The following is a 26,867-nucleotide window of genomic DNA, read 5'->3' as shown; positions in this document are numbered from 1 at the left end:
TATTCAACGCCGACTAGCGCTCCAGCACCATCAGCAAGAAGGTGAACTCCTGGGCGATATCTTCAAACTGAGCCAGACGGCCGGATTTGCCGCCATGCCCTGACCCCATATCGGTATGCAACAGCAGCAGGTGGTCATCCGTTTTCAGTTCACGCAGTTTCGCGACCCATTTGGCCGGTTCCCAGTACTGAACCTGAGAATCATGCAGACCGGTGGTCACCAGCAGGTGCGGATACCCCTGCGCCGAGACGCTGTCATAAGGGCTGTATTGTTTGATGTACTGGTAATCCTGCGCATTGTTTGGGTTACCCCACTCGTCGTATTCACCGGTGGTGAGCGGGATGGACTCATCCAGCATGGTAGTAAGCACGTCGACAAACGGCACCTGCGCCACCACGCCACTGAACAACGACGGCGCTAGATTAATCACCGCTCCCATCAGCAACCCGCCCGCGCTGCCGCCCATCGCGAAGGTTTTCGCCGGATCGCCGTAACCGCGCGCCAGCAACGCCTGCGTGACATCAATGAAATCCGTAAAGGTATTCATCTTGTTGAACAGACGCCCCTGGTCGTGCCATTGCTGCCCCAACTCGCCGCCGCCGCGAATATGCGCCAGCGCATACACGAAGCCGCGATCCAGCAAGCTAAGACGACTGCTGCTGAATTCCGGATCCATACTGCTGCCATAAGCGCCGTAGCCATAGACCAGCAGCGGGCTTTGGCTCAGTTCGCAATCTTTGTGATACACCAGCGATACCGGCACCGACTCGCCATCGCGGGCCGTCACCCACAATCGCTCGCTCCGATAATTTCCGGCGTCAAAGTTTTTCACCTCTGATTGCTTGAGCACCACCTGAACGCCGGTCGTCATATCCAGCTCATAGATAGTCATCGGCGTGGTCATGGAGGAATAGCCGTAACGCAGCTGCGTGCTCTCCGGCGTCGGGTTATAGCTCAGCCAGGTCACATAGGCCGGGTCGTTAAAGGCAATCTGCCGAGATTCTTGCGTCTGCCAGTGAATATAGCGGATGTGAGTCAGCCCGTGCTCGCGCTCTTCGACCACGTACCAGTCGTCAAACAGCGAAAATCCTTCCAGCACCCGCTCCGGACGCGGGGCAATCAAGGCATCCCATGCCGACTCGCTGGCATCGTGGGCGCGGTAGAAACCAAAGGTTTTGCCGTCTTTGTTGGAGCGAACATAAAATGCGTCGCGGAAATGATCGACCACATATTCGTGATCCGGTCGCCGCGGCACAAACACGCGCGGCGTTGCCTGTGGGTCGGCGGCGTCCAGCAACAGAATTTCCGTGCTGGTGGTGCTGTCGAGATAAATCAGGATATAACGCTCGGACGTGGTTTTATCCAGACTAAGATAGAACGCGTCATCCGTTTCTTCGTACACCAGTTCGTCCTGCTGCGGATCCTCGCCCAGACGATGGCGATAAACCTGATAAGGCAGCAAGGTCTGCGGATTTTTACGCACGTAATAGAGAGTGCGGGAGTCCGCCGCCCACTCACTGCCGGCCGAGACATTTTCCAGCCGATCCGTCAGCCACTCGCCGGTGTCGAGGTCGCGAAACGTCACCACATACTGCCGACGGGACAGCAAATCTTCCGCCACGCTCATCAAATGGTTGTCAGGGCTGACGCCCAGCGCGCCCAGACTGTAGAACTCGCTGCCTGCCGCCCGCTGATTACCATCCAGCAATACCTGCCAGGAGTCGCTCCCCGTCTCCTGCTCCGGCTGACGCTGATAGATAGCGTAATCCTTACCGGGTTCATAGCGGCTCTGGTAGCGATAGCCGCGTTTCACGTAAGGCACGGAGACGTCCTCACCGGGGATCCGCGCCACCATTTCCTCGTACAAGGTCTGACGCAGCGCGGCATGGGGCGCCATGATCTGATCGCAATAGCGATTCTCCTCCTGCAGCCAGGCCAGCACATCCGGGTTGTTGCGTTCATCATCTCGCAGCCAGTAGTAATTATCGATGCGGGTATCGCCATGCATCGTCATCACATGCGGGCGTTTTTCGGCTTGCGGCGCTTTCATCCACGTCACTCCTTTCCATTCATTGATCAGGCTCTGCCTTACATCCCGCCACGCGCTGGCGAGCCAACGGTGGTGAGACGGCAAATGCCCAAAGCCTGTCATGAATCATCGGGGGAATCCAGCTTGTGCCGAGATCTGCATGAATTTTCACTCGCTTTTGCGTACCGGTACGCGAGTAATGCCAAACGCAAACGTTTTCGTTTATACTGCGGCCACGTTCGGGCCCAGGTCTGCCCGGTTTTTACTGCAAGCTCTTTTTTACAACACCATCAGGTATCAGGTTATGTTAACAATGGGAACTGCCCTGCGTCCCGGAGCCACCCGCGTTATGCTGTTAGGCTCCGGCGAGCTGGGAAAAGAAGTGGCGATTGAGTGTCAGCGTCTGGGTATTGAGGTCATCGCGGTCGATCGCTACGCCGATGCCCCGGCCATGCAAGTCGCCCACCGCAGCCACGTCATCAACATGCTGGATGGCGACGCGCTGAAACAACTGGTGGCGCAGGAACGTCCGGATTACATCGTGCCTGAAATCGAAGCTATCGCCACGGATATGCTGGTCGCGCTGGAACGGCAGGGTCAGCGCGTGGTGCCGTGCGCCGAAGCCACCCGTCTGACCATGAACCGCGAAGGCATCCGCCGGCTGGCGGCGGAAACGCTGGGCCTGCCGACGTCCAGTTACCGTTTTGCCGCTGACGAAACCGCGTTCCGCCAGGCTGCCCATGAGCTGGGTTTTCCCTGTATCGTCAAACCGGTGATGAGCTCATCGGGAAAAGGCCAGAGCCTGATCCGGTCGCCGGAACAGCTTGACCACGCCTGGCGCTATGCGCAGGAAGGCGGCCGGGCCGGCGGCGGAAAAGTGATTGTGGAAGGGCTGGTGAAATTCGATTTTGAAATCACGCTGCTGACCATCCATGCGGTTGACGGCCTGCACTTCTGCGAGCCGATCGGCCATCGTCAGGAAGACGGTGATTACCGCGAATCCTGGCAGCCGCAGCAGATGAGCGAGCTGGCGCTGACGCGAGCCAAAGAGATTGCCGGTAACGTGGTGAAGGCGCTGGGCGGTTTCGGCCTGTTTGGCGTGGAACTGTTTATTTGCGGCGACGAAGTCATCTTCAGCGAAGTGTCGCCACGCCCGCACGATACCGGCATGGTGACGCTCATTTCGCAGGATCTGTCCGAGTTTGCGCTGCATGTTCGCGCGTTCCTCGGCCTGCCGATCGGCGCGATTCGCCAGTACGGCCCGTCGGCCTCCGCGGTTATCCTGCCGGAACTGACCAGCAGCGATGTACGCTATCAGGGGCTGGAGCAGGCATTGCGGCCGTATACCCAGATTCGCCTGTTCGGCAAGCCGGACATCAGCGGGCGTCGTCGTATGGGCGTTGCGCTGGCGACCGCCGACAGCACGGATGCCGCCGTGCAACTGGCGAAGTCCACCGCGTCAGCCGTTAAGGTCAGCGGCTGACATGGCGTCAGGCTCATGCCTTCGCGTGAGCCTGAATCCTCTCCCCCAGTAATACCAGAGCCAGACGGCGGATTTGTTGTAACGACCGCTGTCACCAGAACAGGCGCAAGACGGTTTGCCGGCCCGCCGAGTAAGCACAAAAAAGCCCGCTGACGCGGGCTTGCAAGCATTAAGTAGGGAAAACGTCGGTCAGGCTGTCGCGCCGGCAACGGCTTCACGCGCCAACGCCGTGATGCGATCGTAATCGCCGCTTTCCAGCGCATCGGCCGGCACCAGCCAGGAGCCGCCAACGCACAGCACGCTTTTCAGCGCCAGATAGTCGCGGTAATTTTTCAGCGAGATCCCGCCGGTCGGGCAGAAACGAATCTTACCGAACGGACCGGCAATCGCCTGCAGCGCTTTCACCCCGCCGTTAGCTTCCGCTGGGAAGAATTTAAACTCACGCAAACCGTAATCCATCCCCAGCATCAGCTCGGATACGGTGCTGATCCCTGGGATCAACGGAATTGTGCCTTCCGTTGCGGCTTTCAGCAGCGGCTCAGTCAGGCCGGGGCTGATGGCAAACTGCGCACCGGCTGCGGTCACTTCCGCCAGCTGTTGCGGGTTGGTGACCGTACCGGCGCCGACGATCGCGTCCGGCACTTCCTGCGCGATCAGGCGAATCGCCTCTACCGCACAATCGGTACGCAGCGTCAGCTCCAGTACACGCACGCCACCCGCTACCAGGGCTTTCGCCATCGGCACCGCGTGTTCCAGTTTGTTAATCACAATCACAGGAACAACCGGACCGGCTGTCAGAATCTGTTCCGCACTGGTTTTCCAGTTTTTCATCGAGGGTAATCTCCAGTCATGCCCAACGGGCATCGATTAATGATCTGGCGCGCCCCTGCCACAGGGATCCGCAGTTACCCACGGACGTCCGACCGCACCGTCAGCCAAAAAACGCTAACGGCTTCGCCCCGCCTTCCGACGGGGCAAAACCGCTTATTCCACTTCGTTCCAGGAACGTCCATCGCGGGTAATCATGGCGACGGACGCTACCGGCCCCCAGGTCCCTGCCTGATAAGGCTTGGGCGAATCATTGTCCATTGCCCAGGCATCCATAATGGAGTCCACCCATTTCCAGGCTTCTTCTACTTCGTCGCGGCGCACGAACAGTGCCTGAATACCGCGCATGGTTTCCAGCAGCAGGCGCTCATAGGCGTCCGCCAGATGCTGCTGGTTAAAGGTTTCCGAGAAGCTCAGGTCAAGCTTGGTGGTCTGTAACCGATGTTTGTGGTCCAGCCCCGGAATCTTGTTCAGAATCTGAATTTCCACCCCTTCATCCGGCTGCAGACGAATGATCAGCTTGTTCTGCGGCAACTGCTGATAGGAATCGTGGAACAAATTGAGCGCCGGGTTTTTAAAGTAGACCACCACTTCCGAGCATTTTGACGGCAGACGCTTACCGGTACGCAGATAAAACGGCACGCCGGACCAGCGCCAGTCGTCGATATCGACGCGAATGGCCACAAAGGTTTCGGTATTGCTGGTCTTATTGGCCCCGTCTTCTTCCAGGTAGCCCGGCACTTTCTTGCCCTGCACGAACCCGCTGGTGTACTGGCCGCGTACCGTCACTTCATGCACATTGGAACGATCGATACGGCGCAGCGAGCGCAGCACCTTGACCTTTTCATCACGAATGCGATCGGTGCTCAGATCCGCCGGCGGCGACATGGCGATCATGGTCAGAATCTGCAACAGGTGATTCTGGATCATGTCGCGCATTTGCCCGGCCTGATCGAAATATCCCCAGCGCCCTTCAATACCCACCTCTTCCGCCACGGTAATCTGCACGTGATCGATAGTGCGGTTATCCCAGTTGTTGGCAAACAGGGAATTGGCGAAACGCAGCGCCAGCAGATTCAGCACGGTTTCCTTGCCGAGATAGTGGTCGATGCGGTAGACCTGACATTCGTTGAAAAACTCCGCCACCTGATTGTTGATCACCCGTGACGACGCCAGGTCAGTGCCCAGCGGTTTTTCCATCACCACGCGCGCCGGCTCCTTGTTCAGGCCGGCCTGCCCCAGACCGCGGCAGATTGCGCCGAAGGTGCTCGGCGGCATGGCGAAATAATTGATGGTGGTGCGATTTTGCTGATCGAGCATCGTTCCCAATCGCTTGAACCCTTCGGTGTCTTCCACATCAAGGTTGCAGAAGTCGAGCCGGTTGCTCAGGGTTGTCCACAATGCCGGGTCGAGCGGCTCCTTGAGAAAGGTTTCCAGCGCTTCGCGCACCACTTTGATATAGGCGTCTCGGTCCCACTCCGCCCGTCCCACGCCGATAATGCGGGTTTCCGGATGAATATGGCCTGCTTTTTCCAGTTGATACAGTGAAGGCAGCAATTTACGGCGCGCAAGGTCGCCCTTTGCACCGAAAATAACCAGGTCACACGCCTGGGCTGTTGACGTTACCGCCATTTTCAATCTCCTCATTGCAGGACGCTGTAATTTTATTACATTAATAATGTACTCTTTTTGACACAAACCAGTAAACCCGTAATAAAACCACATTATCGGCTGATTCTGATACTGCAAGGCCTCAGAACCTATTGTGCCGATGGAGAAAACGAGTCTGGCATCTGCCTAAAAGAGAAATTTTCCATCGTTTCTGACAGCCAGTTACTGTTCTGAAAGTTAGACACAGGTCATATTCTGACAAAAAAAGCCGATGACTTGTTGTGCCGACCTCTGCCAACCGTTACGGGCTCGTAGTATATTTCACAAAATCCGCATCGGTTTCACCTTTGGCTGAAATCCAAAATACCATAGATGGTCGTTGTCATATGAATATGCTGGAAAAAATCCAGGGTCATCTGGAGCTGTTGAGCAAATCGGAACGAAAAGTGGCGGAGGTCATTCTCGCGTCGCCTCAGACAGCCATCCACTCCAGTATCGCCACCCTCGCCGGCATGGCCGAGGTCAGCGAACCCACGGTCAACCGCTTCTGCCGCCGGCTGGATACCAAAGGCTTTCCCGATTTTAAACTGCATCTGGCGCAGAGTCTGGCCAACGGCACGCCTTATGTGAACCGCAACGTGGAAGAAGACGATTCGGTGGAGTCTTACACCAGCAAAATCTTCGAGTCCACCATGGCCGGGCTGGAACATGTGAAATCCTGCCTGGACATTCAGGCTATCAACCGGGCGGTGGATTTGCTCACCCAGGCGCGCAAGATTTCCTTCTTCGGCTTCGGTGCCTCGGCGGCGGTGGCCCACGATGCGATGAACAAATTTTTCCGCTTCAATATTCCGGTGGTTTACTTTGATGATCTGGTCATGCAGCGCATGAGCTGCATGAATTCCGGCGAAGGCGACGTGGTGGTGCTGATTTCGCACACCGGGCGTACCAAAAGTCTGGTGGATATGGCGCGGCTGGCGCGGGAAAACGACGCCACCGTTATCGCCATTACGTCGGACGGCTCCCCTCTTTCGCGGGAAGCTTCGCTTACATTGCGGGTCGAGGTGCCGGAAGACACCGATGTTTACATGCCGATGGTATCGCGCATCGCCCAGCTAACGCTGATTGATGTGTTAGCCACCGGTTTTACCCTGCGGCGCGGCGCAAAATTCCGCGATAACTTGAAGCGGGTCAAGGAAGCGTTACGCGAATCGAGATTTGATAAGGAAGAACGATTCAGCAACCCGTTTAACTAATTATGTTATAACATCGGGTGACAAGGGGTGATGCCCAACGGGAAGAAATCCTGTCACTCAATCATAATTACAGGCACGGCATCCGGACAGTGCAGAGCGGCAGAGACGGCACCCATGTTATGTCCTCTCCTGACGGCGTTACCACATTACAACAAGCTTCACCAGTCAACGGAGTTATACATGTCCAGACGGCTCAGAAGAACCAAAATCGTTACCACGCTGGGGCCGGCTACAGACCGCGACAATAATCTGGAAAAGATCATTGCCGCAGGCGCAAACGTAGTCCGCCTGAACTTTTCTCACGGCTCGCCGGAAGATCATCTTCTGCGCGCCAATAAAGTTCGCGAAATTGCGGCTAAACTTGGCCGTCATGTTGCTATTCTGGGCGACCTCCAGGGCCCCAAAATCCGTGTATCCACCTTCAAGGAAGGGAAAATTTTCCTCAACGTGGGTGACAAGTTCCTGCTGGACGCCAACCTTGGCAAAGGCGAAGGCGATAAAGAAAGAGTCGGTATCGACTACAAAGGGCTGCCCAGCGATGTGGTTCCCGGCGACATCCTGCTGCTGGATGATGGCCGTGTGCAGTTGAAAGTTCTGGCCGTGGACGACATGAAAGTGTTCACCGAAGTCACCGTCGGCGGCCCGTTGTCCAACAACAAAGGCATCAACAAACTGGGTGGCGGTCTGTCCGCCGAAGCGCTGACTGAAAAAGACAAGGCCGACATCATTACCGCGGCCAAAATCGGCGTGGATTTTCTGGCGGTATCATTCCCACGTACCGGTGAAGACCTGCACTATGCCCGCCGTCTGGCGCGCGAAGCCGGCAGCAACGCCAAAATCGTCTCCAAAGTGGAACGTGCAGAAGCGGTGTCAACCGACGAAGCGATGGACGACATCATTCTTGCCTCCGATATCGTGATGGTCGCTCGTGGCGACCTGGGCGTGGAAATCGGCGACCCGGAACTGGTTGGTATCCAGAAAAAACTGATTCGCCGCGCTCGCCAGTTGAACCGTGCGGTGATTACCGCTACGCAGATGATGGAGTCGATGATCACCAACCCGATGCCGACCCGCGCCGAAGTGATGGACGTCGCCAACGCCGTGCTGGACGGTACCGATGCGGTGATGCTCTCGGCGGAAACCGCTGCCGGTCAATACCCGGCGGAAACCGTCGCGGCCATGGCAAAAGTGTGTCTGGGTGCGGAAAAGATCCCCAGCATCAACGTATCCAAACACCGCCTTGATGTGCAGTTCGACAACGTGGAAGAGTCGATCGCCATGTCCGCCATGTACGCGGCCAACCACCTCAACGGCGTTACCGCGATTATCGCCATGACCGAATCCGGCCGCACCGCGCTGATGATGTCCCGTATCAGTTCCGGCCTGCCGATTTTCGCCATGTCTCGTCACGAGCATACGCTGAACCTGACCGCGCTTTATCGTGGCGTCACTCCGGTGCAGTTCACCAGCTACACTGACGGCGTAGCTGCGGCTAACGACGCCGTGCTTCTGCTGCGCGACAAAGGTTTCCTGATGTCCGGCGACCTGGTTATCGTGACCCAGGGGGACGTGATGGGAACGGTCGGCACCACCAATACGGTGCGTGTACTGCGGGTGGAATAATCGCGTAGCAATCGCGATACCACAACGTTCGACGAACGTTTATTCAGCTAAAAAGCGGGGCGCAATTATCGCCCCGCTTTGTTTTTGTTATCACACATCGTGTTCCGGCGGCTGAATCCCCGACCTGCCGCGAATCATCCGCCTATTGGCTATCCAGCCCACCAGACAGATTAGCCCTGCTGGAACTGGACTTGCCGTCGCTATAAGAAACGTCATAACCACCGGAGAGATTGGCACGGCTGGAACTGGCGTTACCATCGCTGTAACGGGTATCCAGCCCGCCCGACAGATTCGCGCGGCTGGTGCTGTGGGTGCCGTCACTAAAGTGGGTGTCATAACCGCCAGACAGGTTGGCCCGGCTGGTGCTGGTGCGCCCATCGCTGTAGCGGGTATCGAATCCGCCCGATAAATTGGCGCGGCTGGTGGATGTCGAACCATCGTTATAACGGCAGTCCTGACCACCGGACAGATTGGCTCGGCAGCTGTCAGCCTGGGAAAAAGGAATGTGTGCAGTCAGTAACGCAAGACATAAAAGTGATTTATTCATAAAACTCAACCTTTCTCCAAAAGGAATAAGTCATATTTCCCGGTCAGGAATAACGCTTTGGTTATTTTGCAATAACTCATGTTGTTATTTCCTGACCGGGTCAATTATTGCCATCTGCGCGAATGCTACTATTCCTTTTATTATCGCGCGATGTTCATCTTATTGTACGTTGACTGGCGGACGGTTTTCCTGGGTATCGCTACTATTGCTTTTCGTGTCGTCCGTTTTTTCCCCGGTGCTGGCTTTGGTTTTTCCCTTTGTCTTGGCGCTGTCGGCGTGGTGCTTTTTCACCGCCTTCTTCGCTGCTTTCTCTTCACCTTTCACGTGAGTTTCAGCGGCGACTTTTTCAGTCTTCGCCACGTTATCTCCGTCGACATTCGCTTTCACCGCTGAAACGTCACGTTCAGCCTTGGTTGCAGCGTCAGTGTTGGCTTTATCCACCGCCTTGCCCAGCGCAGATTCGGCGGATGCCGGTACTGTGCTGGTTGCCGTGGCGTCAGTTGCGCTTTTTCCCACCGTGGTGGTCGCTGCGTTGGCAGTTGCATAAGTTGTTGCCAGTAAAACGCCTAAAAACAGTGGTTTCAGATTCATGATATAAATCCTTTAGCAGAGATTCTTTTATTAGCCTGGATTAAATAGGCGGATAAATTATCCCGCAATATTTACAGTGGCTAACGGTTGAAGTCATGCATGCAGTGACCTCGGGGGTTATTAAATCAAAAACAATAACAAAAAGAATATGGAATACTCCGAGAAAAGATCAGGGGTAAACAACGCTATTTTTAAAGTTTTTTATAAGTTCCGGTGCGGATAAAATGAAATAAGACTTAACTGTTACAGATTATGTATTTCCGACAATGAATTCGTCGTGTTTAAATAAATAACGGATTGATTATTCAATACATAAACTCTGCGACAGGCTGGGCAGGCCATGAATAACGCTTATGTCTATACCGCAGCGGACATAGATAAAAAAAGCGGAGCCCCAGCTCCGCCTTTGTCGTTGTACTGTTGTGACCGCCTACGGTTTACTACTTTTTGCGCGGGTACAGATCCTTACGCAAATAGGGCTCGGTTTCCCCCGGTTTACGGGTTTTCAACAGCTTCAAAATCCAGGTGTACTGTTCCGGGTTAGGCGTGACCAGATGCTCAACCTCTTCATTCATGCGGCGGGCAATCGTGTGATCGTCAGCGCCATTAATATCGCTCATCGGCGGGCGAATATAGACATTTAGCTGAGAGGTTTTGCCATCATACACCGGAAACAGCGGCACGATTTCAGCACGGCATACCTTCATCAGCCGGCCGACAGCGGGCAAGGTGGCTTTATACGTCGCAAAAAAATCGACGAACTCGCTGTGCTCGGCGCCATGATCCTGATCCGGCAGATAGTAGCCCCAATAGCCTTCACGCACTGAGCTGATAAAAGGTTTAATGCCATCGTTACGGGTATGCAGACGGCCACCAAAACGGCGACGCAGGGTATTCCAAAGATAATCCTGCAACGGGTTTTTCTGATTGTGCATCATGGCGGCCATTTTCTGGCCGCGCAGGCTCATCAGCATGGCGGGAACATCCACCGCCCAGCCGTGGGGCACCATGAAAATAATGTTGCGCTGCTGCTCCCGCAACGCATCGACAATCTCCATGCCATGCCAGCGAACACGGCGTTCAGCCCGGCTGGCGGGCAATATCGCCAATTCCACCATCATCAGCATCGCCTGCGGCGCGGTCGCAAACATCTGATCGATGATATGCTCGCGTTCGGCTTCCGACAGTTGCGGCATACACAACAGCAAATTAATGCGGGCACGCCGTCTCGCGCCTGTGGAAAACCGCCCGACCAGTCGCCCTAACGCGCCCAGTACCGGGTCACGCAAGCGGGCTGGAATGCAGACGAGCAACGCTGTCACCCCCACAACCAGCCAGAGCGCCCAGTAGCGTGGATGAAAGAAGGCAGACGTAAACTGCGGGATAAACTCGGCGTTGGTTTTCTTCTCTTTTTTCTCTTGTTCCATGCAACCACTCTTCATCACAAAATCGGGTTAATGATAATCGCTGCCCGACGTTTTGCAATTGAACACGCACTGGTCTGATATTGCCCGTGCGACATAAAAAAACAGCCGGCAGCGCAAACTGCCGGCTGTCACTTATCCGCAACGGCTATTAGTCCAGTTGCAGTTGAGGTAATACTTCGCGCACGTGCGCCAGATAATCGCGACGCTCTTTGCCCATCAGCCCTTCGGAGCGCGGCAGTTTCGCCGTGAGCGGATTGACGGCTTGCTGGTTAACCCACAGTTCATAATGCAGGTGCGGGCCGGTGGAGCGCCCGGTATTGCCGGACAGACCAATACGATCGCCACGTTTGATCTTCTGCCCCGGTTTAACCAGCAAACGGTTCATGTGCATGTAACGGGTGGTGTATTGCCGCCCGTGGCGCACAGCCACAAAGTTGCCGGCTTCACTGTCCCGTTCAGCCACCACGACCTCGCCATCACCGACGGCCAGTACCGGCGTCCCCACCGGCATGGAGAAATCAACGCCACGGTGCGGCGCGATACGACCGGTTACCGGATTAAGACGGCGCGGGTTGAAGTTGGAGGATACCTTGAATTGCTTCATGGTTGGGAAACGCAGGAAGCCGCGGGTCAGGCCGGAAGCTTCGCGGTCATAAAATTTGCCGTCTTCAGCGCGGAACGCGTAGTAGTTTTTCCCGCCGGTACGCAACCGTACGCCCTGCAGCTCGCTCTGCTCGCTACGGCCATCCAGTATTTCACGGGAAATCAGCACGGCAAAACTGTCATCTTTACGCAGTTTGCGGAAATCCAGCTGCCATTGCAGCGCACGAATCACTTCCCGCACTTCGCTGCTGGTCAACCCGGCAGCCTGCGCGCTACTGGCGAAACTGCCGTCCAGACGACCGACCAGCACTTTGTTCTGCCAGTCCCCTTCCACGTTCTCGATTTCTTCACGGAACGCATCGCCGCTACGGGTGTAAGTACGAGTTTCCCGGCGAGATACCTGCCAGGTCAGGGTTTGCAGCGCGCCGTCGCTATCCAGCGTCCAGGTCAGTTGCTGGCCGATCTTCAGATTCCGCAACGCTGCATTACGATCCGCCAGCGCAGCGATATCCGACATATCAATACCGTATTGCGTCAGAATACTGCTCAGCGTATCGCCGGTAGACACCACATACTCATGGGTGTCGTCGGCGTCTTTATCGTCGAGTTCGTCTTTGATAATGCCGTTGGTGGTGGATGGCTGATCCAACGGTTCGCTGTTGGCTTCGGTAACATCCGCCGTCGGCGCCGAACCTGCGATCTGCGAAGTCGCTACCGGCGGCAACGGATTGCTGTCCAGGGGTTCACTGGCGGGAGGATTCAGAGCCTGGCTCTGAGTCTGGGTTTGATTTCTTTCGCTTTCCGCGTCTTTTACGATAACAGGTGCGTCATTGACCGGGGGATATGTCATCGGCCGCCAGACCGCGGCGGCCAGTGTGACGACAGTCAGTGACCCCAGCATCACGCGGTGAGGCCGGGGCAGGCTGTTATACGCCAGAGCGATAGTTCGGACTATCTGCTGCACTTGTTCCTATCCTCATTATTTTTCCTTCAGGCAGCTCAAATACTGTTCGGACAGTTGCAACAGGAACCGCGCATAGCTGTCCTTATCCAGTGCAATGTCACTTCCCAACGGGTCCAGCACGCCGATGCGCACGTCAGTTCCCTTGGCGACAGCATGTATGACCGCTGGCCTGAATTGTGGTTCAGCAAAAACGCAAACCGCTTTATGCTCAACCAACTGTGTTCGTATCTGGTTTAAGCGCTGTGCGCCGGGCGCAATAGCCGGGTTGATGGTGAAATGCCCCAGCGGGGTCAACCCATAATGCTGTTCAAAGTAGCCGTAGGCATCGTGAAACACGAAGTAACCCTTGCTACGCACAGGCGTCAGCATATTAACAACATTTTTATCTGTCTGCGCAAGTTTCTCAGTGAATTTACGCAGATTTGCATCCAGTTTGTCTTTATTCTGCGGCATGAGTTCCAACAATTTTGCATGAATTGCGACGGCAGATGCCTGCGCCATCTCCGGCGACAGCCAGATATGCATATTGAACTCACCGTGATGATGCCCGTCATCATCGCTATCCTGATGATTTTCAGGCTCATTGCCGTGATCATGCCGGTTGTCGGCATGGCTGTCATGATCGGAGTCATGATGCGCACCGTTTTCCGCCGCTGCATGCTCAGGATGTGACTCCTGTAACAATAGCGATTTAACGGCCGGCTGCAGCCCCAATGCGATTTGGCGCTCCGCCGGCAGCGGTTGCAACGCCTTGGGCAGAAACGCTTCCATTTCCGGCCCCACCCAAATCACCAGTTCTGCCGATTTAAGACGCTGTACATCGGACGGGCGTAGTGCATAATCATGCGGCGATGCGCCATCCGGCAACAGCACTTCCGTGGGCGTAGCACCATCAGCGATCGCCGCAGCAATAAACGCCAGCGGGCGAATCGAGGTAACCACGGCGGCAGAGGCAACCGGCGTGGCAGACAAGGAAGCCAGTAATGTACCGGCCGCAAGTACGGTGTTTAGCCATTTATAGTGAGTAACTCGCAACATACCCAATCATCCGTCGATTTATCAATAAAAACGCGTTATATTATAACGTCACACACCCTCTGCAAACAGAATTCTATGTCAACGCTGGTTTCACTGGAAAATATTGGCGTGCAGTTTGGCAACAAACCTGTACTCAATGATATTTCTCTCACATTGCAGGCTGGTCGTATTCTGACGCTGCTCGGGCCTAATGGCGCGGGGAAATCCACGCTGGTCCGGGTGGTGCTGGGATTACAGGCTCCAACCCGCGGTACGCTGACCCGGGCGGCGAATCTCCGCATCGGCTACGTACCGCAAAAGCTGCATCTGGACCCAACTTTGCCCCTGACCGTCAAACGCTTTATGCAGTTGCGCCCCGGAGTCAATAAGCAGGACATCATGCCGGCCTTGAAGCGCGTGCAGGCGGGTCATCTGCTTGAACAGCCAATGCAAAAGCTCTCCGGCGGCGAAACCCAGCGCGTTCTGCTGGCGCGTGCTATTCTCGCCCGCCCACAGTTGCTGGTGCTGGATGAGCCCACCCAGGGGGTGGACGTCAACGGTCAGTTGGCGCTGTACGAGTTGATCAACCAGCTACGACAGGAATATCAATGCGGTGTGCTGATGGTTTCCCACGACCTGCATCTGGTGATGGCAAAAACCGATGAGGTTCTGTGTCTCAATCAGCATATTTGCTGTTCCGGTACCCCCGAGGTGGTGTCGCTGCACCCGGAATTTCTGGCTATGTTCGGTCACCGCGGCGCCGGACAACTGGCGATTTACCGCCACCATCACAATCACCGTCACGATCTGAACGGAAAAATCATTTTAAAGCGACAGGATGGTAATCACGCATGATTGAGTTGTTGTTGCCCGGCTGGCTGGCAGGGGTGTGTCTGGCGGTGGCGGCAGGGCCGCTCGGTTCCTTCGTGGTGTGGCGCCGCATGTCCTATTTTGGCGATACCCTCGCCCATGCCTCATTGCTTGGCGTTGCGCTGGGTCTGTTGCTGGACATCAACCTGTTCTATGCGGTGATTGCGATCACTCTGCTGCTGGCCGTGGGGCTGGTCTGGCTGGAACGCCGTCCCGGACTGGCGATCGATACCCTGCTCGGCATCATGGCGCACAGCGCGCTGTCGTTGGGTCTGGTGGTGGTCAGCCTGATGAACAATGTCCGTGTCGATTTGATGGCTTACCTGTTTGGCGACCTGCTCGCGGTCACCAGCGAAGACTTATGGCTGATCGGCCCCGGCGTGTTGCTGGTGCTCGGCGTGCTGGGGTGGCAATGGCGCGCCCTACTCTCCATGACCGTCAGCCCGGAACTGGCGCACGTCGACGGCGTTGCCATCGCACGTACCAAGCTGGTGTTAATGCTAGTCACCGCCCTGACCATCGGTCTGGCGATGAAGTTTGTCGGCGCGCTAATCATCACCTCGCTGCTGATTATTCCAGCCGCTACCGCACGCCGATTTGCCCGCACGCCGGAGCAAATGGCCGTTTGCGCGATGGGCGTCGGCATTCTGGCCGTCACCGGCGGACTGGCTTTCTCGGCCGGCGCCAATACGCCTGCCGGCCCCTCCGTGGTGCTATGCGCTTCGCTGCTGTTTATGTTTAGCCTGCTGAAAAAACAGGCCGCCTGACGCCGCCCGTACTGCCCTTTATAGTGAAGAGGCAAGTCAGTCTGTCGATATGTTTTAACGTTGTCGGACTTATCGCCAGCCGACTGGCTGGCGATAACAATGAAAGGCGGCCTGCTACTTATTCTTACTTCTTCCTACTTTTTCCTACTTTTTCCTACTCTTCTTTTTTCCTACTCTTCGCGGGTCAGGCCGAAATGGCGATAGGCGTGCTGTGTAGCGATGCGGCCTCGCGGGGTGCGTTGCAGAAATCCCTGCTGAATCAGGTAGGGTTCCAGCACATCTTCAATGGTTTCACGTTCTTCGCCGATCGCCGCCGCCAGGTTGTCCAGCCCCACCGGGCCGCCCATAAACTTGTCGATCACCGCCAGCAGTAACTTGCGGTCCATGTAATCGAACCCTTCGGAGTCAACCGCCAGCATATCCAGTGCCTGAATTGCCACCTCGGCCGAAATGACCCCGTCCGATTTCACTTCAGAGAAATCTCGTACCCGGCGTAACAGCCGGTTGGCGATGCGCGGTGTACCGCGCGAACGGCGGGCCACTTCCAGCGCGCCTTCCTCGGTCATATCCAGCCCCAGACACTGGGCGCTGCGCCGCACAATATGTTGTAAATCAGCGACCTGGTAGAATTCGAGCCGCTGCACGATGCCGAAACGGTCGCGCAGCGGCGAGGTCAGCGAGCCGGCGCGCGTTGTCGCCCCGATCAGGGTAAACGGCGGCAAGTCCAGCTTGATGGAACGCGCCGCCGGCCCTTCGCCGATCATGATATCCAGTTGGTAATCTTCCATCGCCGGGTAGAGCACTTCTTCCACCACCGGCGAAAGACGATGAATTTCGTCGATGAACAACACGTCGTGCGGTTCAAGGTTGGTGAGCAACGCCGCCAGATCGCCCGCTTTCTCCAGCACCGGACCGGAGGTCGTGCGCAAATTCACGCCCATTTCGTTGGCAACGATATTAGCCAGCGTGGTTTTGCCCAACCCCGGAGGACCAAAAATCAGCAGATGATCGAGCGCATCGCCGCGCTTGCGGGCCGCCTCGATAAAAATCTCCATCTGCTCGCGGACCACCGGCTGCCCGACGTACTCTGACAGCAGTTTCGGCCGGATCGCGCGATCCTGCAGTTCTTCGTCGGCAACCACGCCGGGTGAAATCAGACGATCGGCTTCAATCATACATACCTCACAGCGCAGCGCGCAGCGCTTCCCTGATCAGGGTTTCGCAGTCGGCGCCCGGCCGCGCCACTTTGCTCACCATCCGGCCGGCCTCCTGCGGTTTATAACCGAGGGCGACCAATGCCGCTTCGGCCTCCGCCTGCGGGTCGGCTTCCGGCTCTGTGTTGCCCGCCGCGGCCGGCAAGGCGATATCGCTGGCGGCGTTGAACAGATCGCCGTTCAACCCTTTAAAGCGGTCTTTCATTTCCACCACCAGACGCTCCGCCGTTTTCTTGCCCACGCCCGGCAATTTCACCAGCGCGTTGATTTCCTGGCGCTCCACCGCGCTGACGAACTGCTGCGCCGACATGCCGGACAAAATCGCCAGCGCCAGTTTCGGCCCCACGCCATTCACTTTGATCAGTTCGCGGAACAGAGAACGTTCTTGCTTATTGTTGAAGCCAAACAATAATTGTGCGTCTTCACGTACCACAAAGTGGGTAAAAATCACCGCTTCCTGGCCGAGATCCGGCAACTCGTAAAAGCAGGTCATCGGCATATGAACTTCATATCCGACGCCGTTGGCTTCAATCAGCACCAGCGGCGGCTGTTTTTCTAATACGATGCCTCTCAAACGACCTATCACGTGATGTTTTCCTTAATCTGGCTGACGTAAACGTGGCGTATAGCTTATAACACAAAAAAAGAGGCGGATACAGAAAAGCTGGATGCATATCCAGATATCAGACAGGGTGGCGAGGCATCTCCGACGCCGGTATGAAAACCGTGAAACGCCGGAGAAGACGTGCTAACCGTTTCCCGTCCAACCGGAGAAACCGGCCGGGAAATGCGGTTACGCTATCGGGCTATTCAGCGCATCGTAATTCTTCCAGCGGTAGTTACACAGAGAAATCACCCAGCAGGCGACAAACAGCGCGATAACGTAAAAACCGGCGTTGCTCAGTTGGTCGTTCAAAGCGTCCACCAGACTCCACGCGCCGGAATGCAGATCGAGCTTGTCCGCCAGCAGGCCGAGCGCCTCCAGCCCGCCGATAAACACCGCCACCACCACCGACGTAGCGGTAATGGTCATGTTGTAGTAGAGCTTGCGCTGCGGCTTGCTAAACGCCCAGCCGTAGGCGCCCACCATCAGTACGTTATCGAGCGTATCCACCAGCGCCATGCCGCAGGTAAACAGGGCGGGAAACAGCATGATCGACCAGATCGATATGCCCTGCGAGGCGCCCGCCGCCGAGATGCCCAGCACGCCGATTTCCGTCGCGGTATCAAACCCCAGCCCGAACAGGAACCCCACCAGATACATGTGCCAGCTTTTGCGCACCAGCCGGAACGTGGCGCGAAACAGCCAGCCCAGCGCGCCGGAGGCCGGCACCGCGTCTATCACCTCCGGCGTCAGGCGGTGCCCCTGTTTGAAGCGCTGAAAATTCCGCCAGACGCTGCGCAAAATCACCAGATTCACCAACGCCATCAGTAGCAGAAAAGCGGCGGACACCGAGGTGCCGATAACGCCGCCCACCTCGTGGAACCAGGTCATATCGTCCTGAAACGCCGCGGCGGTCGCCGCCAGCGCCAGCGACGCCAGCACCACGATGGTGGAGTGACCGAGCGAAAACCAGGTGCCTATGCCCAGCGGGCGCTTCCCCTCCTGCATCATTTTGCGGGTCACATTGTCGATGGCGGCGATATGGTCCGCATCCACCGCATGACGCAACCCGAAACACCAGGCCAGCAGGCAGGTCGCCATCAGCGCGGCGTCATCGTGAAACATCGCCACAGCCAGCAGCCATACCGCAATATTGACAACGACCAGAGTTCCTAAGATAACCACAGCACGCGGGTTTTCCCGCAGTAGCGAAGACAACATGAAAGCCCTTCCAATCGATCCGGCGGCAAACGTCGTCGGGGGAAATACGAGTATGAAAGTCTATTAATTTTTCATACATCGCCATGTTGTCGCAGATCAAAGGCGGGCGGAATTTTCAGGCTGCACATCTGAACCTGAACATGTGATACAAAAAACCGGGTGCCCGCCGAATGACGGAAGCCCGGTATACGCCAACAGGAGGTACGCTAGCGCGTCAGCAACGCTTCCGCCTGCCGCAGCAGGTTATCGACGGTGAAGCCATAGCGCTCAAACAGTTGCCCAGCCGGGGCCGATTCGCCGAAGTCGCTCATCCCCACCACCGCGCCGTGCAGCCCGACGTACTTGTACCAGTAATCGGCAACGCTCGCCTCGACCGCTACGCGCGCGCTCACGGCCGCCGGTAGTACCGCTTCGCGGTAACCGGCATCCTGCTGGTCGAACACGTCGCAAGACGGCATCGATACCACGCGAACCGCCACCCCGCGCGCCGACAGCACTTCCCACGCGGCCACCGCCAGCGCTACTTCAGAACCGGTGGCGATCAAAATCAGCCTTGGCGACAGCGCACTGTCTTTCGGTACCCTGTCTTTAAGTACCCTGTCTTTAAGTACACTGTCCTTAAGTACATAGCCGCCCCGTGCAATCGCCGCCAGCTGTTCGTCGTTGCGCGGCTGCTGCGCCAGATTCTGACGCGACAGGATCAGCGCCGTCGGGCCGTCATGCCGCTGTACCGCCTGTTGCCAGGCCACCGCGGTTTCCACCTGATCGCACGGGCGCCAGACGCTGAGATTCGGCGTCACCCGCAGCATCGCCAGCTGTTCCACCGGCTGGTGAGTCGGGCCATCCTCGCCCAGCCCGATAGAGTCGTGGGTGTAGACCAGCACCTGACGCTGCTTCATCAGCGCCGCCATACGCACCGCGTTACGGGCATATTCGACGAACATCAGGAAGGTGGCGGTATACGGCAGGAAGCCGCCGTGCAACGCCATCCCGTTGGCGAGGGCGGTCATGCCGAACTCCCGCACACCGTAGTGCACGTAGTTGCCCGCCGGATCCTCATTCAACGGCCGGGAGCCGGACCACAGGGTCAGGTTGCTCGGCGCCAGATCGGCGGAGCCGCCCAACAGCTCCGGCAGCAACGGGCCAAAGGCATTCAGGGCGAGCTGTGACGCCTTACGGCTGGCGATCTCCGCCGGGTTAGCCTGCAACCCGGCGATGAACGCCTGCGCCGCATCCGCGAACGTTGACGGCAACTCGCCGCGCATGCGGCGGGTGAACGCCGCCGCCAGCTCGGGAAACGCGCGCGCATAGTCCGCCAACCGCGCCGCCCAGGCGCTTTCTCGCGCCTGACCGACCTCACGCGCATCCCATTGCGCGCGGATTTCCGGCGGAATCACGAACGGCGGGTATGGCCAGCCCAGCGCTTCGCGGGCCGCTGCCACCTCCGCCTCCCCCAGCGGCGCGCCGTGCGACTCATGGCTGCCGGCCTTGGCGGGCGAACCGAAGCCAATCACGGTTTTACACATCAGCAGCGACGGCTTATCGCCGACCGCGCGCGCTGCATTGATCGCCGCGCGGATCGCCTGCTCATCGTGCCCGTCAATGCCGCGCACCACATGCCAACCGTAAGCCTCAAACCGGGCGGCGGTGTCATCGGTAAACCACCCCTCGACGTGCCCATCGATGGAGATGCCGTTGTCGTCGTAAAACGCCACCAGCTTGCCTAACTTCAGCGTCCCCGCCAGCGAGCAAACCTCGTGGGAAATGCCCTCCATCATGCAGCCGTCGCCCAGGAACACATAGGTGTAATGGTCAACGATAGTATGCCCCGGCCGGTTGAACTGCGCCGCCAGAGTACGTTCGGCCAGCGCCATCCCTACGGCGTTGGCGATCCCCTGCCCCAACGGCCCGGTGGTGGTTTCCACGCCGGGCGTGACGTCCACCTCCGGGTGTCCCGGTGTTTTGCTGTGCAACTGCCGGAAATTTTTCAGTTCCTCCAGCGGTAGCGCATAGCCGGTCAGATGCAGCAGGCTGTAAAGCAGCATCGAGGCATGACCGTTGGAGAGCACAAACCGGTCGCGGTTAGCCCAATCGGGGTTGGCGGGGTTATGTTGCAGAAACTCACGCCACAGCACGGTGGCCATATCCGCCATGCCCATCGGCGCGCCCGGGTGGCCGGAATTGGCTCGTTGTACCGCGTCCATACTCAGCACGCGGACAGCATTGGCCAATGGCCGCGCGGCGTAATCAGAGTGTTTCATCGTTAGTCTCCCGCCACGTTACATCAGGCTGTGCAGCATATTTTCCAGCCGGACCTGATCGGCGGCGAACAGCCGGATGCCTTCCGCCAGTTTTTCCACCGCCATCGGGTCGTTGTGGTGCTGCCACAGGAATTCCGCCTGCGTCATCAGGCTGGGACGCGTTTCGCTTACCGCCTCGGCGGGCAGTTGGCGCGGCAGCGGCTCATCGCACGCCTTCAACTCGTTGAGCAATGTCGGGGAGATGGTCAGCCGGTCGCAGCCGGCCAGCGCCGTCACCTGGGATTTTTTGCGGAAACTGGCCCCCATCACCACGGTGTCGTAGCCGTGCGTTTTGTAGTACTGGTAAATACGCCGCACTGAGGCCACCCCCGGATCGTCGCCGGGTTCCGTCTGCGGCTGATGCGCCTGATACCAGTCATAGATGCGCCCGACAAACGGCGAGATCAGGTAGACGCCCGCTTCCGCACAGGCACGCGCCTGCGCAAAGGAGAACAGCAGCGTCAGGTTGCATTGGATCCCCTCCTGCTCCAGCTCCTCGGCCGCGCGGATCCCTTCCCAGGTCGCCGCCAGTTTGATCAGAATACGCGAACGGTCGATGCCCTGTTCCTGATACAGCGCGATCAGCCGCCGCGCTCTGGCGACGCACAGGCCGCGATCCCAGGACAACCGGGCGTCCACCTCGGTCGATACCCGTCCCGGCACCTGCCGCAGCACTTCCGCGCCGATGTTGACCGCCACCTGATCGCACGCGTTGAGCAACCGGGTAGCCTCACTGCCGCCCTGCCGCTGCGCCTGTCCGACCGCATCGCGGATCAGGCCCTGATACAGCGGCAATTGCGCCGCCTTCAGGATCAAAGAGGGATTGGTGGTGGCGTCCTGCGGCGCGAACTGCCGGATGGCGTCGATATCGCCGGTATCCGCCACCACTACCGTGTACTGTTTTAAGGCTTCCAGTTGGTTCATGGTTATTCCCCTGCGTTAGGTCTTCCGACGGATTATTCGGCAATGTGTTGATTTTGATAGTAATCAATACGCTCTACCTTCGGCGCCGAGCCGCCGCCTTCATACTCGGCGTTCAGCCAGGCATGAATAATCTGCTTGCCCAGTTCGGCGCCGATCACCCGCGCGCCCAGCGTGACGATCTGCGCGTTATTGCTTTTACGCGCCCGCTCCGCCGAAAACGTATCGTGACACTGGGCGGCGCGAATACCGGGCACCTTATTCGCCACAATGCTCATCCCGATGCCGGTGCCGCACATCAAAATACCGCGATCCTGCTGGCCTGCTTTAATCGACATGGCGACGGCGTGCGCCACGTCCGGGTAATAACGGTTATCCACATTGTTATCGCTGCTGAAATCCACCCAGGGAATATTTAACGAATCGAGATAACGGGTAATAATACTGCGTAATTCATACGCAGCGTCATCCGCACCAATGGCGATTGGTTTCATGATTAACATCCTTACTTCAGATTAATGAAAATTTAATTCGATCGATTTTTAACTCAGTTCAAAAATCGTGATATTTCCTAAACCCGGCAATTTATCCGGTATATTCCCCCTGACATGTACCGTCCCGGGTAATTCCGCCGCGGCACCGCCGTCAAATAACAGCGTGATATGTCCTAATTCGCGTAAATTATGGTTGGCGATATCGCCCACGGCGGTAATAACATAACTCTTGCCGTCTAATTCCAGTTGCTGATTCACCGCCAGCGGCCGATGCCATTCGCCATCCTGATGCAGCAGGCAATACGCGCCCAACTCCGGCGGCACGCGATCGCTGAACAGGATCAGGCGATTTTCCTGCCGCATCGCCTCCGCCTCATGGCCGATAGCGCGGATCGTCGCTTGCCACGCCACATGTCTCATCCCCGCGCCCTCACTTCGCCTTATCCGCGGGCGAGCTGAACGATTGTGCCGTCGGTTGCGGCGCCGTCACATCGGCATCGTTTTTGCGCAAGCGCTTGTCAAACCAGGCCACCAGCACCGGCGCGGTAAGCATGGTGATGATGCTGGCGGTCGCCAACTGGGCGGTGGCGGCATCGACAAACGCCTGCAGCGTCGGATCCGCCTGAGCCACCATCGCCGGCGTCAATGCCGAGCTGGCCGCCGTGGTGCCGAGCGCCGCGCCAAGCGCGGTTTTCTTCTTCAGAAACAGGTTGTACAGGAAGTAGAATACAATCGCGGTCAAGGCGGAAATACCGCCCAGCAGGATGCCGGACAGCCCGGCGCTGAACACCGTACTCATGCTGGAGTTGGCACCGATCGCAAACGACATGATGATAATGATCAGCGGCTGGGAAGCAGCACATAACTGCTTGAATTTTTCGTCAATATTGCCCCACATCATCCCGACCAGCAGCGGCACCAGCATCGACAACAGCGCCTCAAACGGAATATTGGCCAAACCGCTGACTCCCAGCACCACCATGGTAACGAACGGCCCATCCTTGATGCAGAACACGGAAATGGCCCCGGCGTCGCTGGCGTCGCCATAGTTGCTGCACAGCGCGATATACAATGAGCTGTTCGAACTGGTAATACAGGCCACCAGCGCCAGCGTGGAGATGCCGAAAAAGCCCGCCGGCCCGAACAGCGCCCCCATGATCCACACCGCCAGCGCGCCGGCGGCAAATTTCAGCATCAGCAGCACCGCGCCCTTATATAACGGCAACCCGGCCTGGCGAATATTGATCGACGCGCCGCAAATTAACAGGAATATCCCCATCATCGCGCTCGAACCGGCTTTAAATAAAGCGGTGGTCGGGCCGCCAATTTTTAGCACCGACGGGAAAAAGGTATTAATTAATATTGCGAGAATCAATGGAATAATAATCAACCCACCGGGGAACTTATTCATCTTGTCAAACAGATTTATATTTTTCATGGCGTTTCTCTTTTGTAGAGTAGAGTCACTTCAGGCCTATTATTATTGAATAGATTCGGCCCATATCCTGAATAATACCAATAGCAAAAATAAGTGAAGAACACCGCACGCAGAATCAGTACGAAATAACCCATCTGCGGATACGTTATTTTCCGGTTATGTTACTTTCCGGTTATATTACTGTGTCGCTTCGCGATAAATATGTTCGACGATGGTATGAATCACCTCATCCGAACCGGTCAAGCCGCCCTTGCCCACACACACCAGCCCGTTGTAATCGCCGCCGATAATCCTGACCAGATCGGTTTGCGGTATCACGTAATCCACCATTTCGATGCCGCTGGCGCCAAGCCGCCTGAGCACGTTCACCATGGTGTCGCCTCCGGTCATGTACAACCCGCGGATGTCGCCGCCGCCCGCATCCAGCACCGCCTGGACGATATCCCCCAGCCCGCGATTGATGTTGTCGGCCGCTTGTCCGTGCGCCAGCCCAAAACGCTGCTCCTCCTGCGCCAAATCCAGCAGCCGACCGGTCAGCGCCGATTCGAACACGAAAATGGCGTTATGATGCGTACGCACGCACTCCTGCGCCTGACGCACCACCCGCTGCACTTCAATCGCGGCGGAATGCTCCCGGTCAATCAGCAGTTCCGCATCCACCGGGATATGGCACACGCGCGAGTCCTGTTCGATCAGTCGGGTCAGCTGTCGTTTGGTCACCGGCGTGGCACTGCCCGCCACTACCACGATCGACCCTTGCTGTTGGCTCACCGGTACCGCGATCGGTTCCGGACGCGGTTCATCGCGGATCATCTCCCGCGCCCAGGCCAGCCGTTCGGTAAACGGCCCCGGATCCACCGCCAGTACGTTCCAGTTCAGCAGCGTCACCGCCCGGGCGATGGTTTCAACATCCGCCAGCGAGATAGCGTCCACCACCATGATACGCGCGCCGTCCTGTTGCAGCCGGCTCAGCGCCTGGCTGACCGCATCGTACCCCTTGAGCACGCACGACAAAGCGAGATGGCCGACGTGATGGTGCGTCTGCGCGGCCAGCAACTCCGGCACAAAGGTTTCCGTCACCGGTGTGCGGACGTCTTTAGCCACATCGGTGCACGACAGCGCCACCGAATCGATGACCGAGTAGCCCCCCACCAGAATCCGGCGCGACTGCGGCATCGCCGGCACGACGACCGCCACGGTTTCCTGCGGCAGCACCTCCAGCATGGCATCGATTTCATACCCAATGCCGCCGCGCAGCGTGGTATCGACGCGCTTGGTGAAGTAGCGCGCGCCCTGCGCCTGCAATGACAGCGTGGCCTGGCGCACCAGCTGTTGCGCTTCCGCTTTCGGCAGCGGTCGGCTATTGCTGCTGATCACCATCGCCTGCCACTCCGAATCGCAGGCGTCAAAGGAGTCGGTGTCAAAAAACGCCGCAGTTCGGATCCCGCTGCGCGCCAGCAGCACCCCGACGGTGGTCGCGCCGGTCAGGTCATCCGCCACAATGCCCAGCCGGTCGCCCTGCCCGCCTTCACTGCGCAACTGAACCCCGGCCGGCGTCACGCCGGACACGTAAATATCTTCACGAATAAACGCCGCCAGCGGCCCGGTTTTGCCGGTCGGGTGCAGGTTAACGGTGGGAATGCCGCGCTTGGGGTACAGGCCGCAGCGCAACGTGCCGCCGCAATCGATCACCACCAACCCGATGTCCTGCTCCGCCGGCTCGCCATGTTTGAACACATCCACGCCTTCCCAGCCGGTCAGCTCCATCAGTCGATCCACCACCGCGGGCCGTATCCCCCCGGTGATATAAGCAATTTTTTTCCCCGCCGCCACTTCGATGGTCAGCGGCCCGCCCCAGCCTTTGCTGCCGCGGGTAATTTCCAGATAACGTTTCATGCGGTTCTCCTTTCTCCGGAAAGACACGTACCCGGCTCGCGGGTACGTACCTGCGGTTATCGGTGTTTCATCTTCCAGTAGCGGGCCGCCACCAGGGTGGACTCCAGCATGCTGACGGTGCCGGCCTTGCCGGTCCCGGCAATATCAAACGCCGTGCCGTGGTCTACGGAACTGCGCATAAACGGCAGGCCGAAGGTGATGGTGACCGAGCGCTCGAAGTCCAGCGTTTTGCAGGCGATATGCCCCTGATCGTGGTAGAGAGAAAGGATCGCGTCGTAATGCCCCAGTTTGCCCAGGTGGAAAACCGAGTCGGCCGGAACCGGCCCGATAGCGTTGATCCCCAGCGCCTGCGCCGCCTGTACCGCCGGAATGAGGTTGTCTTTCTCCTCGCGTCCGAACAGCCCGTTGTCGGAGGCGTGGGGATTGAGCGCCGCGACCGCAATGCGCGGCTGCTTGATATTCAGCGCGGTGAATTCGTGGTGAATCTGTTGTACGCAGGCCAGCACCCGTTCCTTATTGGCGTAGTCGCACGCGTCTTTCAACGCCATGTGGCGGCTGACGAAGAACACCCGCAGCTTCTGCACGTGGAACATGGTCAGGCCGTAATCGGAGCCGGTTTCCACCTGATAGATTTCGGTGTGGCCGGGCAGCTTGCAGCCCGCCAGCTTGATGGCTTCTTTATGGATGGGCGCGGTAGATACCACGTCAATCTCGCCGGCCATCCCCAGCGCAATGGATTTCATCACGTAATCCAGCGACATCTGACCGGCCTGCTTCTGCACTTTCCCCCAGACAATGCCGTCGCAGTCGTAGTCGCCGGTTTCCAGCACGTCCAGCGTTCCCCAGGTGAAGCGGGCTTCGGCCGGCGAGTGAATCACGTTGATGGCGAAGTCGCAGTTCCAGATTGCCATCGCCCGCCGGATGATGGGCACTGAACCAATCAGGAACGGCCGGCACTCCTCATACACCGTTTGATTCATCATGGTGGCGACGGAGATTTCCGGGCCGATGCCCGCCGGGTCACCGACGGTAAGGGCTACAACAGGCTTTCTATCAACCACAGGTTTTTTCTCAACCGACATATTTTTCACCTTTTTCACATGGCCAGAACAACCAAATGCTCATATGTTCAATTAAATAACTTTTGTTAGGTGGCAGTTTAC

Annotated in this window: 23 protein-coding genes; 5 read left to right on the top strand and 18 right to left on the bottom strand. The window is 57.6% G+C overall.

The window, feature by feature from the left end:
* Positions 1-13 precede the first annotated feature (13 nt).
* A complete protein-coding gene (locus CPA59_RS10695; RefSeq protein ID WP_107759308.1) occupies positions 14-2,050 on the bottom strand; it encodes a S9 family peptidase in 2,037 nt (678 codons plus the stop codon).
* A gap of 283 nt (positions 2,051-2,333) precedes the next feature.
* On the opposite strand from CPA59_RS10695, the gene purT reads away from it, so the two are divergent.
* Positions 2,334-3,512, top strand: a complete 1,179-nt coding sequence (gene purT / locus CPA59_RS10690; protein ID WP_038918960.1) for a formate-dependent phosphoribosylglycinamide formyltransferase — start codon at positions 2,334-2,336, stop codon at positions 3,510-3,512.
* 189 nt (positions 3,513-3,701) lie between these two features.
* Here purT and CPA59_RS10685 read toward each other — a convergent pair whose 3' ends face one another.
* Together CPA59_RS10685 and zwf are read right to left on the bottom strand one after the other, a co-directional pair.
* A complete protein-coding gene (locus CPA59_RS10685; RefSeq protein ID WP_012884856.1) occupies positions 3,702-4,343 on the bottom strand; it encodes a bifunctional 4-hydroxy-2-oxoglutarate aldolase/2-dehydro-3-deoxy-phosphogluconate aldolase in 642 nt (213 codons plus the stop codon).
* Positions 4,344-4,496: 153 nt separating this feature from the next.
* A complete protein-coding gene (zwf, locus tag CPA59_RS10680; RefSeq protein WP_038918959.1) occupies positions 4,497-5,972 on the bottom strand; it encodes a glucose-6-phosphate dehydrogenase in 1,476 nt (491 codons plus the stop codon).
* A gap of 365 nt (positions 5,973-6,337) precedes the next feature.
* Here zwf and CPA59_RS10675 point away from each other — a divergent pair, with 365 nt between their 5' ends.
* Positions 6,338-7,207, top strand: coding sequence for a MurR/RpiR family transcriptional regulator (locus CPA59_RS10675; protein ID WP_013317811.1), 870 nt, complete (start codon positions 6,338-6,340; stop codon positions 7,205-7,207).
* Positions 7,208-7,387: 180 nt separating this feature from the next.
* On the top strand, positions 7,388-8,830 hold the full coding sequence (pyk, locus tag CPA59_RS10670; RefSeq protein WP_038918958.1) for a pyruvate kinase: 1,443 nt from the start codon (positions 7,388-7,390) through the stop codon (positions 8,828-8,830).
* Positions 8,831-8,972: 142 nt separating this feature from the next.
* On the opposite strand, the gene CPA59_RS10665 is transcribed toward pyk, so the two are convergent.
* The 5 genes from CPA59_RS10665 to znuA form a co-directional block, all read right to left on the bottom strand.
* Positions 8,973-9,377: a hypothetical protein gene (locus tag CPA59_RS10665; protein ID WP_049853944.1), complete on the bottom strand. Its 405-nt coding sequence runs from the start codon at positions 9,375-9,377 to the stop codon at positions 8,973-8,975.
* A gap of 159 nt (positions 9,378-9,536) precedes the next feature.
* Positions 9,537-9,968: a hypothetical protein gene (locus CPA59_RS10660; protein WP_107759306.1), complete on the bottom strand. Its 432-nt coding sequence runs from the start codon at positions 9,966-9,968 to the stop codon at positions 9,537-9,539.
* Between the two features lie 440 nt (positions 9,969-10,408).
* Positions 10,409-11,395 (bottom strand): lauroyl-Kdo(2)-lipid IV(A) myristoyltransferase, encoded by a 987-nt coding sequence (gene lpxM, locus CPA59_RS10655; RefSeq protein WP_038918955.1) that lies wholly within the window; start codon positions 11,393-11,395, stop codon positions 10,409-10,411.
* A 148-nt stretch (positions 11,396-11,543) separates the two neighbouring features.
* Positions 11,544-12,962 (bottom strand): murein DD-endopeptidase MepM, encoded by a 1,419-nt coding sequence (gene mepM / locus CPA59_RS10650; RefSeq protein WP_038918954.1) that lies wholly within the window; start codon positions 12,960-12,962, stop codon positions 11,544-11,546.
* Between the two features lie 15 nt (positions 12,963-12,977).
* Positions 12,978-14,000, bottom strand: a complete 1,023-nt coding sequence (gene znuA, locus CPA59_RS10645) for a zinc ABC transporter substrate-binding protein ZnuA (RefSeq protein ID WP_107759304.1) — start codon at positions 13,998-14,000, stop codon at positions 12,978-12,980.
* Positions 14,001-14,075: 75 nt separating this feature from the next.
* On the opposite strand from znuA, the gene znuC reads away from it, so the two are divergent.
* Both znuC and znuB read left to right on the top strand, forming a co-directional pair.
* The gene (gene znuC / locus CPA59_RS10640; protein ID WP_100849506.1) at positions 14,076-14,834 is read left to right on the top strand and encodes a zinc ABC transporter ATP-binding protein ZnuC; all 759 of its coding nucleotides are present in this window, start codon (positions 14,076-14,078) and stop codon (positions 14,832-14,834) included.
* Positions 14,831-15,616, top strand: coding sequence for a zinc ABC transporter permease subunit ZnuB (gene znuB / locus CPA59_RS10635; protein WP_038918950.1), 786 nt, complete (start codon positions 14,831-14,833; stop codon positions 15,614-15,616). Before znuC ends, znuB begins: the two co-directional genes overlap by 4 nt.
* A 170-nt stretch (positions 15,617-15,786) precedes the next feature.
* Here znuB and ruvB read toward each other — a convergent pair whose 3' ends face one another.
* The 10 genes from ruvB to pdxA form a co-directional block, all read right to left on the bottom strand.
* Positions 15,787-16,791 (bottom strand): Holliday junction branch migration DNA helicase RuvB, encoded by a 1,005-nt coding sequence (gene ruvB / locus CPA59_RS10630; RefSeq protein ID WP_038918949.1) that lies wholly within the window; start codon positions 16,789-16,791, stop codon positions 15,787-15,789.
* A 7-nt stretch (positions 16,792-16,798) separates the two neighbouring features.
* Entirely contained in the window at positions 16,799-17,416 is a 618-nt protein-coding gene (ruvA, locus tag CPA59_RS10625) for a Holliday junction branch migration protein RuvA (RefSeq protein ID WP_038918948.1), read from the bottom strand.
* 207 nt (positions 17,417-17,623) lie between these two features.
* Positions 17,624-18,655, bottom strand: coding sequence for a HoxN/HupN/NixA family nickel/cobalt transporter (locus tag CPA59_RS10620; protein ID WP_107759302.1), 1,032 nt, complete (start codon positions 18,653-18,655; stop codon positions 17,624-17,626).
* 206 nt (positions 18,656-18,861) lie between these two features.
* Positions 18,862-20,916, bottom strand: a complete 2,055-nt coding sequence (gene tkt / locus CPA59_RS10615) for a transketolase (RefSeq protein WP_107759300.1) — start codon at positions 20,914-20,916, stop codon at positions 18,862-18,864.
* Between the two features lie 18 nt (positions 20,917-20,934).
* Positions 20,935-21,879 (bottom strand): transaldolase, encoded by a 945-nt coding sequence (gene tal / locus CPA59_RS10610; protein ID WP_107759298.1) that lies wholly within the window; start codon positions 21,877-21,879, stop codon positions 20,935-20,937.
* A 32-nt stretch (positions 21,880-21,911) separates the two neighbouring features.
* Positions 21,912-22,370 carry an RpiB/LacA/LacB family sugar-phosphate isomerase gene (locus CPA59_RS10605; RefSeq protein ID WP_038918944.1) on the bottom strand — a complete coding sequence of 153 codons (459 nt, stop codon included), beginning with the start codon at positions 22,368-22,370 and terminating at the stop codon, positions 21,912-21,914.
* Between the two features lie 48 nt (positions 22,371-22,418).
* Complete coding sequence (locus CPA59_RS10600; protein ID WP_107759296.1) at positions 22,419-22,790, bottom strand: PTS glucitol/sorbitol transporter subunit IIA; 372 nt, start codon at positions 22,788-22,790, stop codon at positions 22,419-22,421.
* A 10-nt stretch (positions 22,791-22,800) separates the two neighbouring features.
* Positions 22,801-23,808 carry a 2-keto-3-deoxygluconate permease gene (locus tag CPA59_RS10595; protein ID WP_107759294.1) on the bottom strand — a complete coding sequence of 336 codons (1,008 nt, stop codon included), beginning with the start codon at positions 23,806-23,808 and terminating at the stop codon, positions 22,801-22,803.
* A 177-nt stretch (positions 23,809-23,985) separates the two neighbouring features.
* Complete coding sequence (locus tag CPA59_RS10590) at positions 23,986-25,704, bottom strand: four-carbon acid sugar kinase family protein (protein WP_107759292.1); 1,719 nt, start codon at positions 25,702-25,704, stop codon at positions 23,986-23,988.
* A gap of 56 nt (positions 25,705-25,760) precedes the next feature.
* Positions 25,761-26,786 carry a 4-hydroxythreonine-4-phosphate dehydrogenase PdxA gene (gene pdxA / locus CPA59_RS10585; protein ID WP_107759290.1) on the bottom strand — a complete coding sequence of 342 codons (1,026 nt, stop codon included), beginning with the start codon at positions 26,784-26,786 and terminating at the stop codon, positions 25,761-25,763.
* Positions 26,787-26,867 lie beyond the last annotated feature (81 nt).

Origin of the sequence: Dickeya sp. Secpp 1600 (assembly GCF_003049805.1) — a bacterium.
In the GTDB taxonomy this organism is placed as follows: Bacteria; Pseudomonadota; Gammaproteobacteria; order Enterobacterales; family Enterobacteriaceae; genus Dickeya; species Dickeya fangzhongdai.
Note: the sequence above shows the minus strand (reverse complement) of the source record. Positions and strands in the feature narration are given on the sequence as shown.

Excerpts from the sequence above, each read along its gene's own strand:
- pdxA (WP_107759290.1), bottom strand. The coding sequence starts at position 26,786 with ATGTCGGTTGAGAAAAAACCTGTGGTTGATAGAAAGCCTGTTGTAGCC.
- zwf (WP_038918959.1), bottom strand. The coding sequence starts at position 5,972 with ATGGCGGTAACGTCAACAGCCCAGGCGTGTGACCTGGTTATTTTCGGT.
- CPA59_RS10695 (WP_107759308.1), bottom strand. The coding sequence starts at position 2,050 with ATGAAAGCGCCGCAAGCCGAAAAACGCCCGCATGTGATGACGATGCAT.
- CPA59_RS10660 (WP_107759306.1), bottom strand. The coding sequence starts at position 9,968 with ATGAATCTGAAACCACTGTTTTTAGGCGTTTTACTGGCAACAACTTAT.
- CPA59_RS10605 (WP_038918944.1), bottom strand. The coding sequence starts at position 22,370 with ATGAAACCAATCGCCATTGGTGCGGATGACGCTGCGTATGAATTACGC.
- lpxM (WP_038918955.1), bottom strand. The coding sequence starts at position 11,395 with ATGGAACAAGAGAAAAAAGAGAAGAAAACCAACGCCGAGTTTATCCCG.
- ruvB (WP_038918949.1), bottom strand. The coding sequence starts at position 16,791 with ATGATTGAAGCCGATCGTCTGATTTCACCCGGCGTGGTTGCCGACGAA.
- CPA59_RS10590 (WP_107759292.1), bottom strand. The coding sequence starts at position 25,704 with ATGAAACGTTATCTGGAAATTACCCGCGGCAGCAAAGGCTGGGGCGGG.
- znuC (WP_100849506.1), top strand. The coding sequence starts at position 14,076 with ATGTCAACGCTGGTTTCACTGGAAAATATTGGCGTGCAGTTTGGCAAC.
- CPA59_RS10665 (WP_049853944.1), bottom strand. The coding sequence starts at position 9,377 with ATGAATAAATCACTTTTATGTCTTGCGTTACTGACTGCACACATTCCT.
- CPA59_RS10685 (WP_012884856.1), bottom strand. The coding sequence starts at position 4,343 with ATGAAAAACTGGAAAACCAGTGCGGAACAGATTCTGACAGCCGGTCCG.
- CPA59_RS10675 (WP_013317811.1), top strand. The coding sequence starts at position 6,338 with ATGAATATGCTGGAAAAAATCCAGGGTCATCTGGAGCTGTTGAGCAAA.
- CPA59_RS10600 (WP_107759296.1), bottom strand. The coding sequence starts at position 22,790 with ATGAGACATGTGGCGTGGCAAGCGACGATCCGCGCTATCGGCCATGAG.
- pyk (WP_038918958.1), top strand. The coding sequence starts at position 7,388 with ATGTCCAGACGGCTCAGAAGAACCAAAATCGTTACCACGCTGGGGCCG.
- tal (WP_107759298.1), bottom strand. The coding sequence starts at position 21,879 with ATGAACCAACTGGAAGCCTTAAAACAGTACACGGTAGTGGTGGCGGAT.
- CPA59_RS10595 (WP_107759294.1), bottom strand. The coding sequence starts at position 23,808 with ATGAAAAATATAAATCTGTTTGACAAGATGAATAAGTTCCCCGGTGGG.
- tkt (WP_107759300.1), bottom strand. The coding sequence starts at position 20,916 with ATGAAACACTCTGATTACGCCGCGCGGCCATTGGCCAATGCTGTCCGC.
- znuA (WP_107759304.1), bottom strand. The coding sequence starts at position 14,000 with ATGTTGCGAGTTACTCACTATAAATGGCTAAACACCGTACTTGCGGCC.
- CPA59_RS10620 (WP_107759302.1), bottom strand. The coding sequence starts at position 18,655 with ATGTTGTCTTCGCTACTGCGGGAAAACCCGCGTGCTGTGGTTATCTTA.
- znuB (WP_038918950.1), top strand. The coding sequence starts at position 14,831 with ATGATTGAGTTGTTGTTGCCCGGCTGGCTGGCAGGGGTGTGTCTGGCG.
- purT (WP_038918960.1), top strand. The coding sequence starts at position 2,334 with ATGTTAACAATGGGAACTGCCCTGCGTCCCGGAGCCACCCGCGTTATG.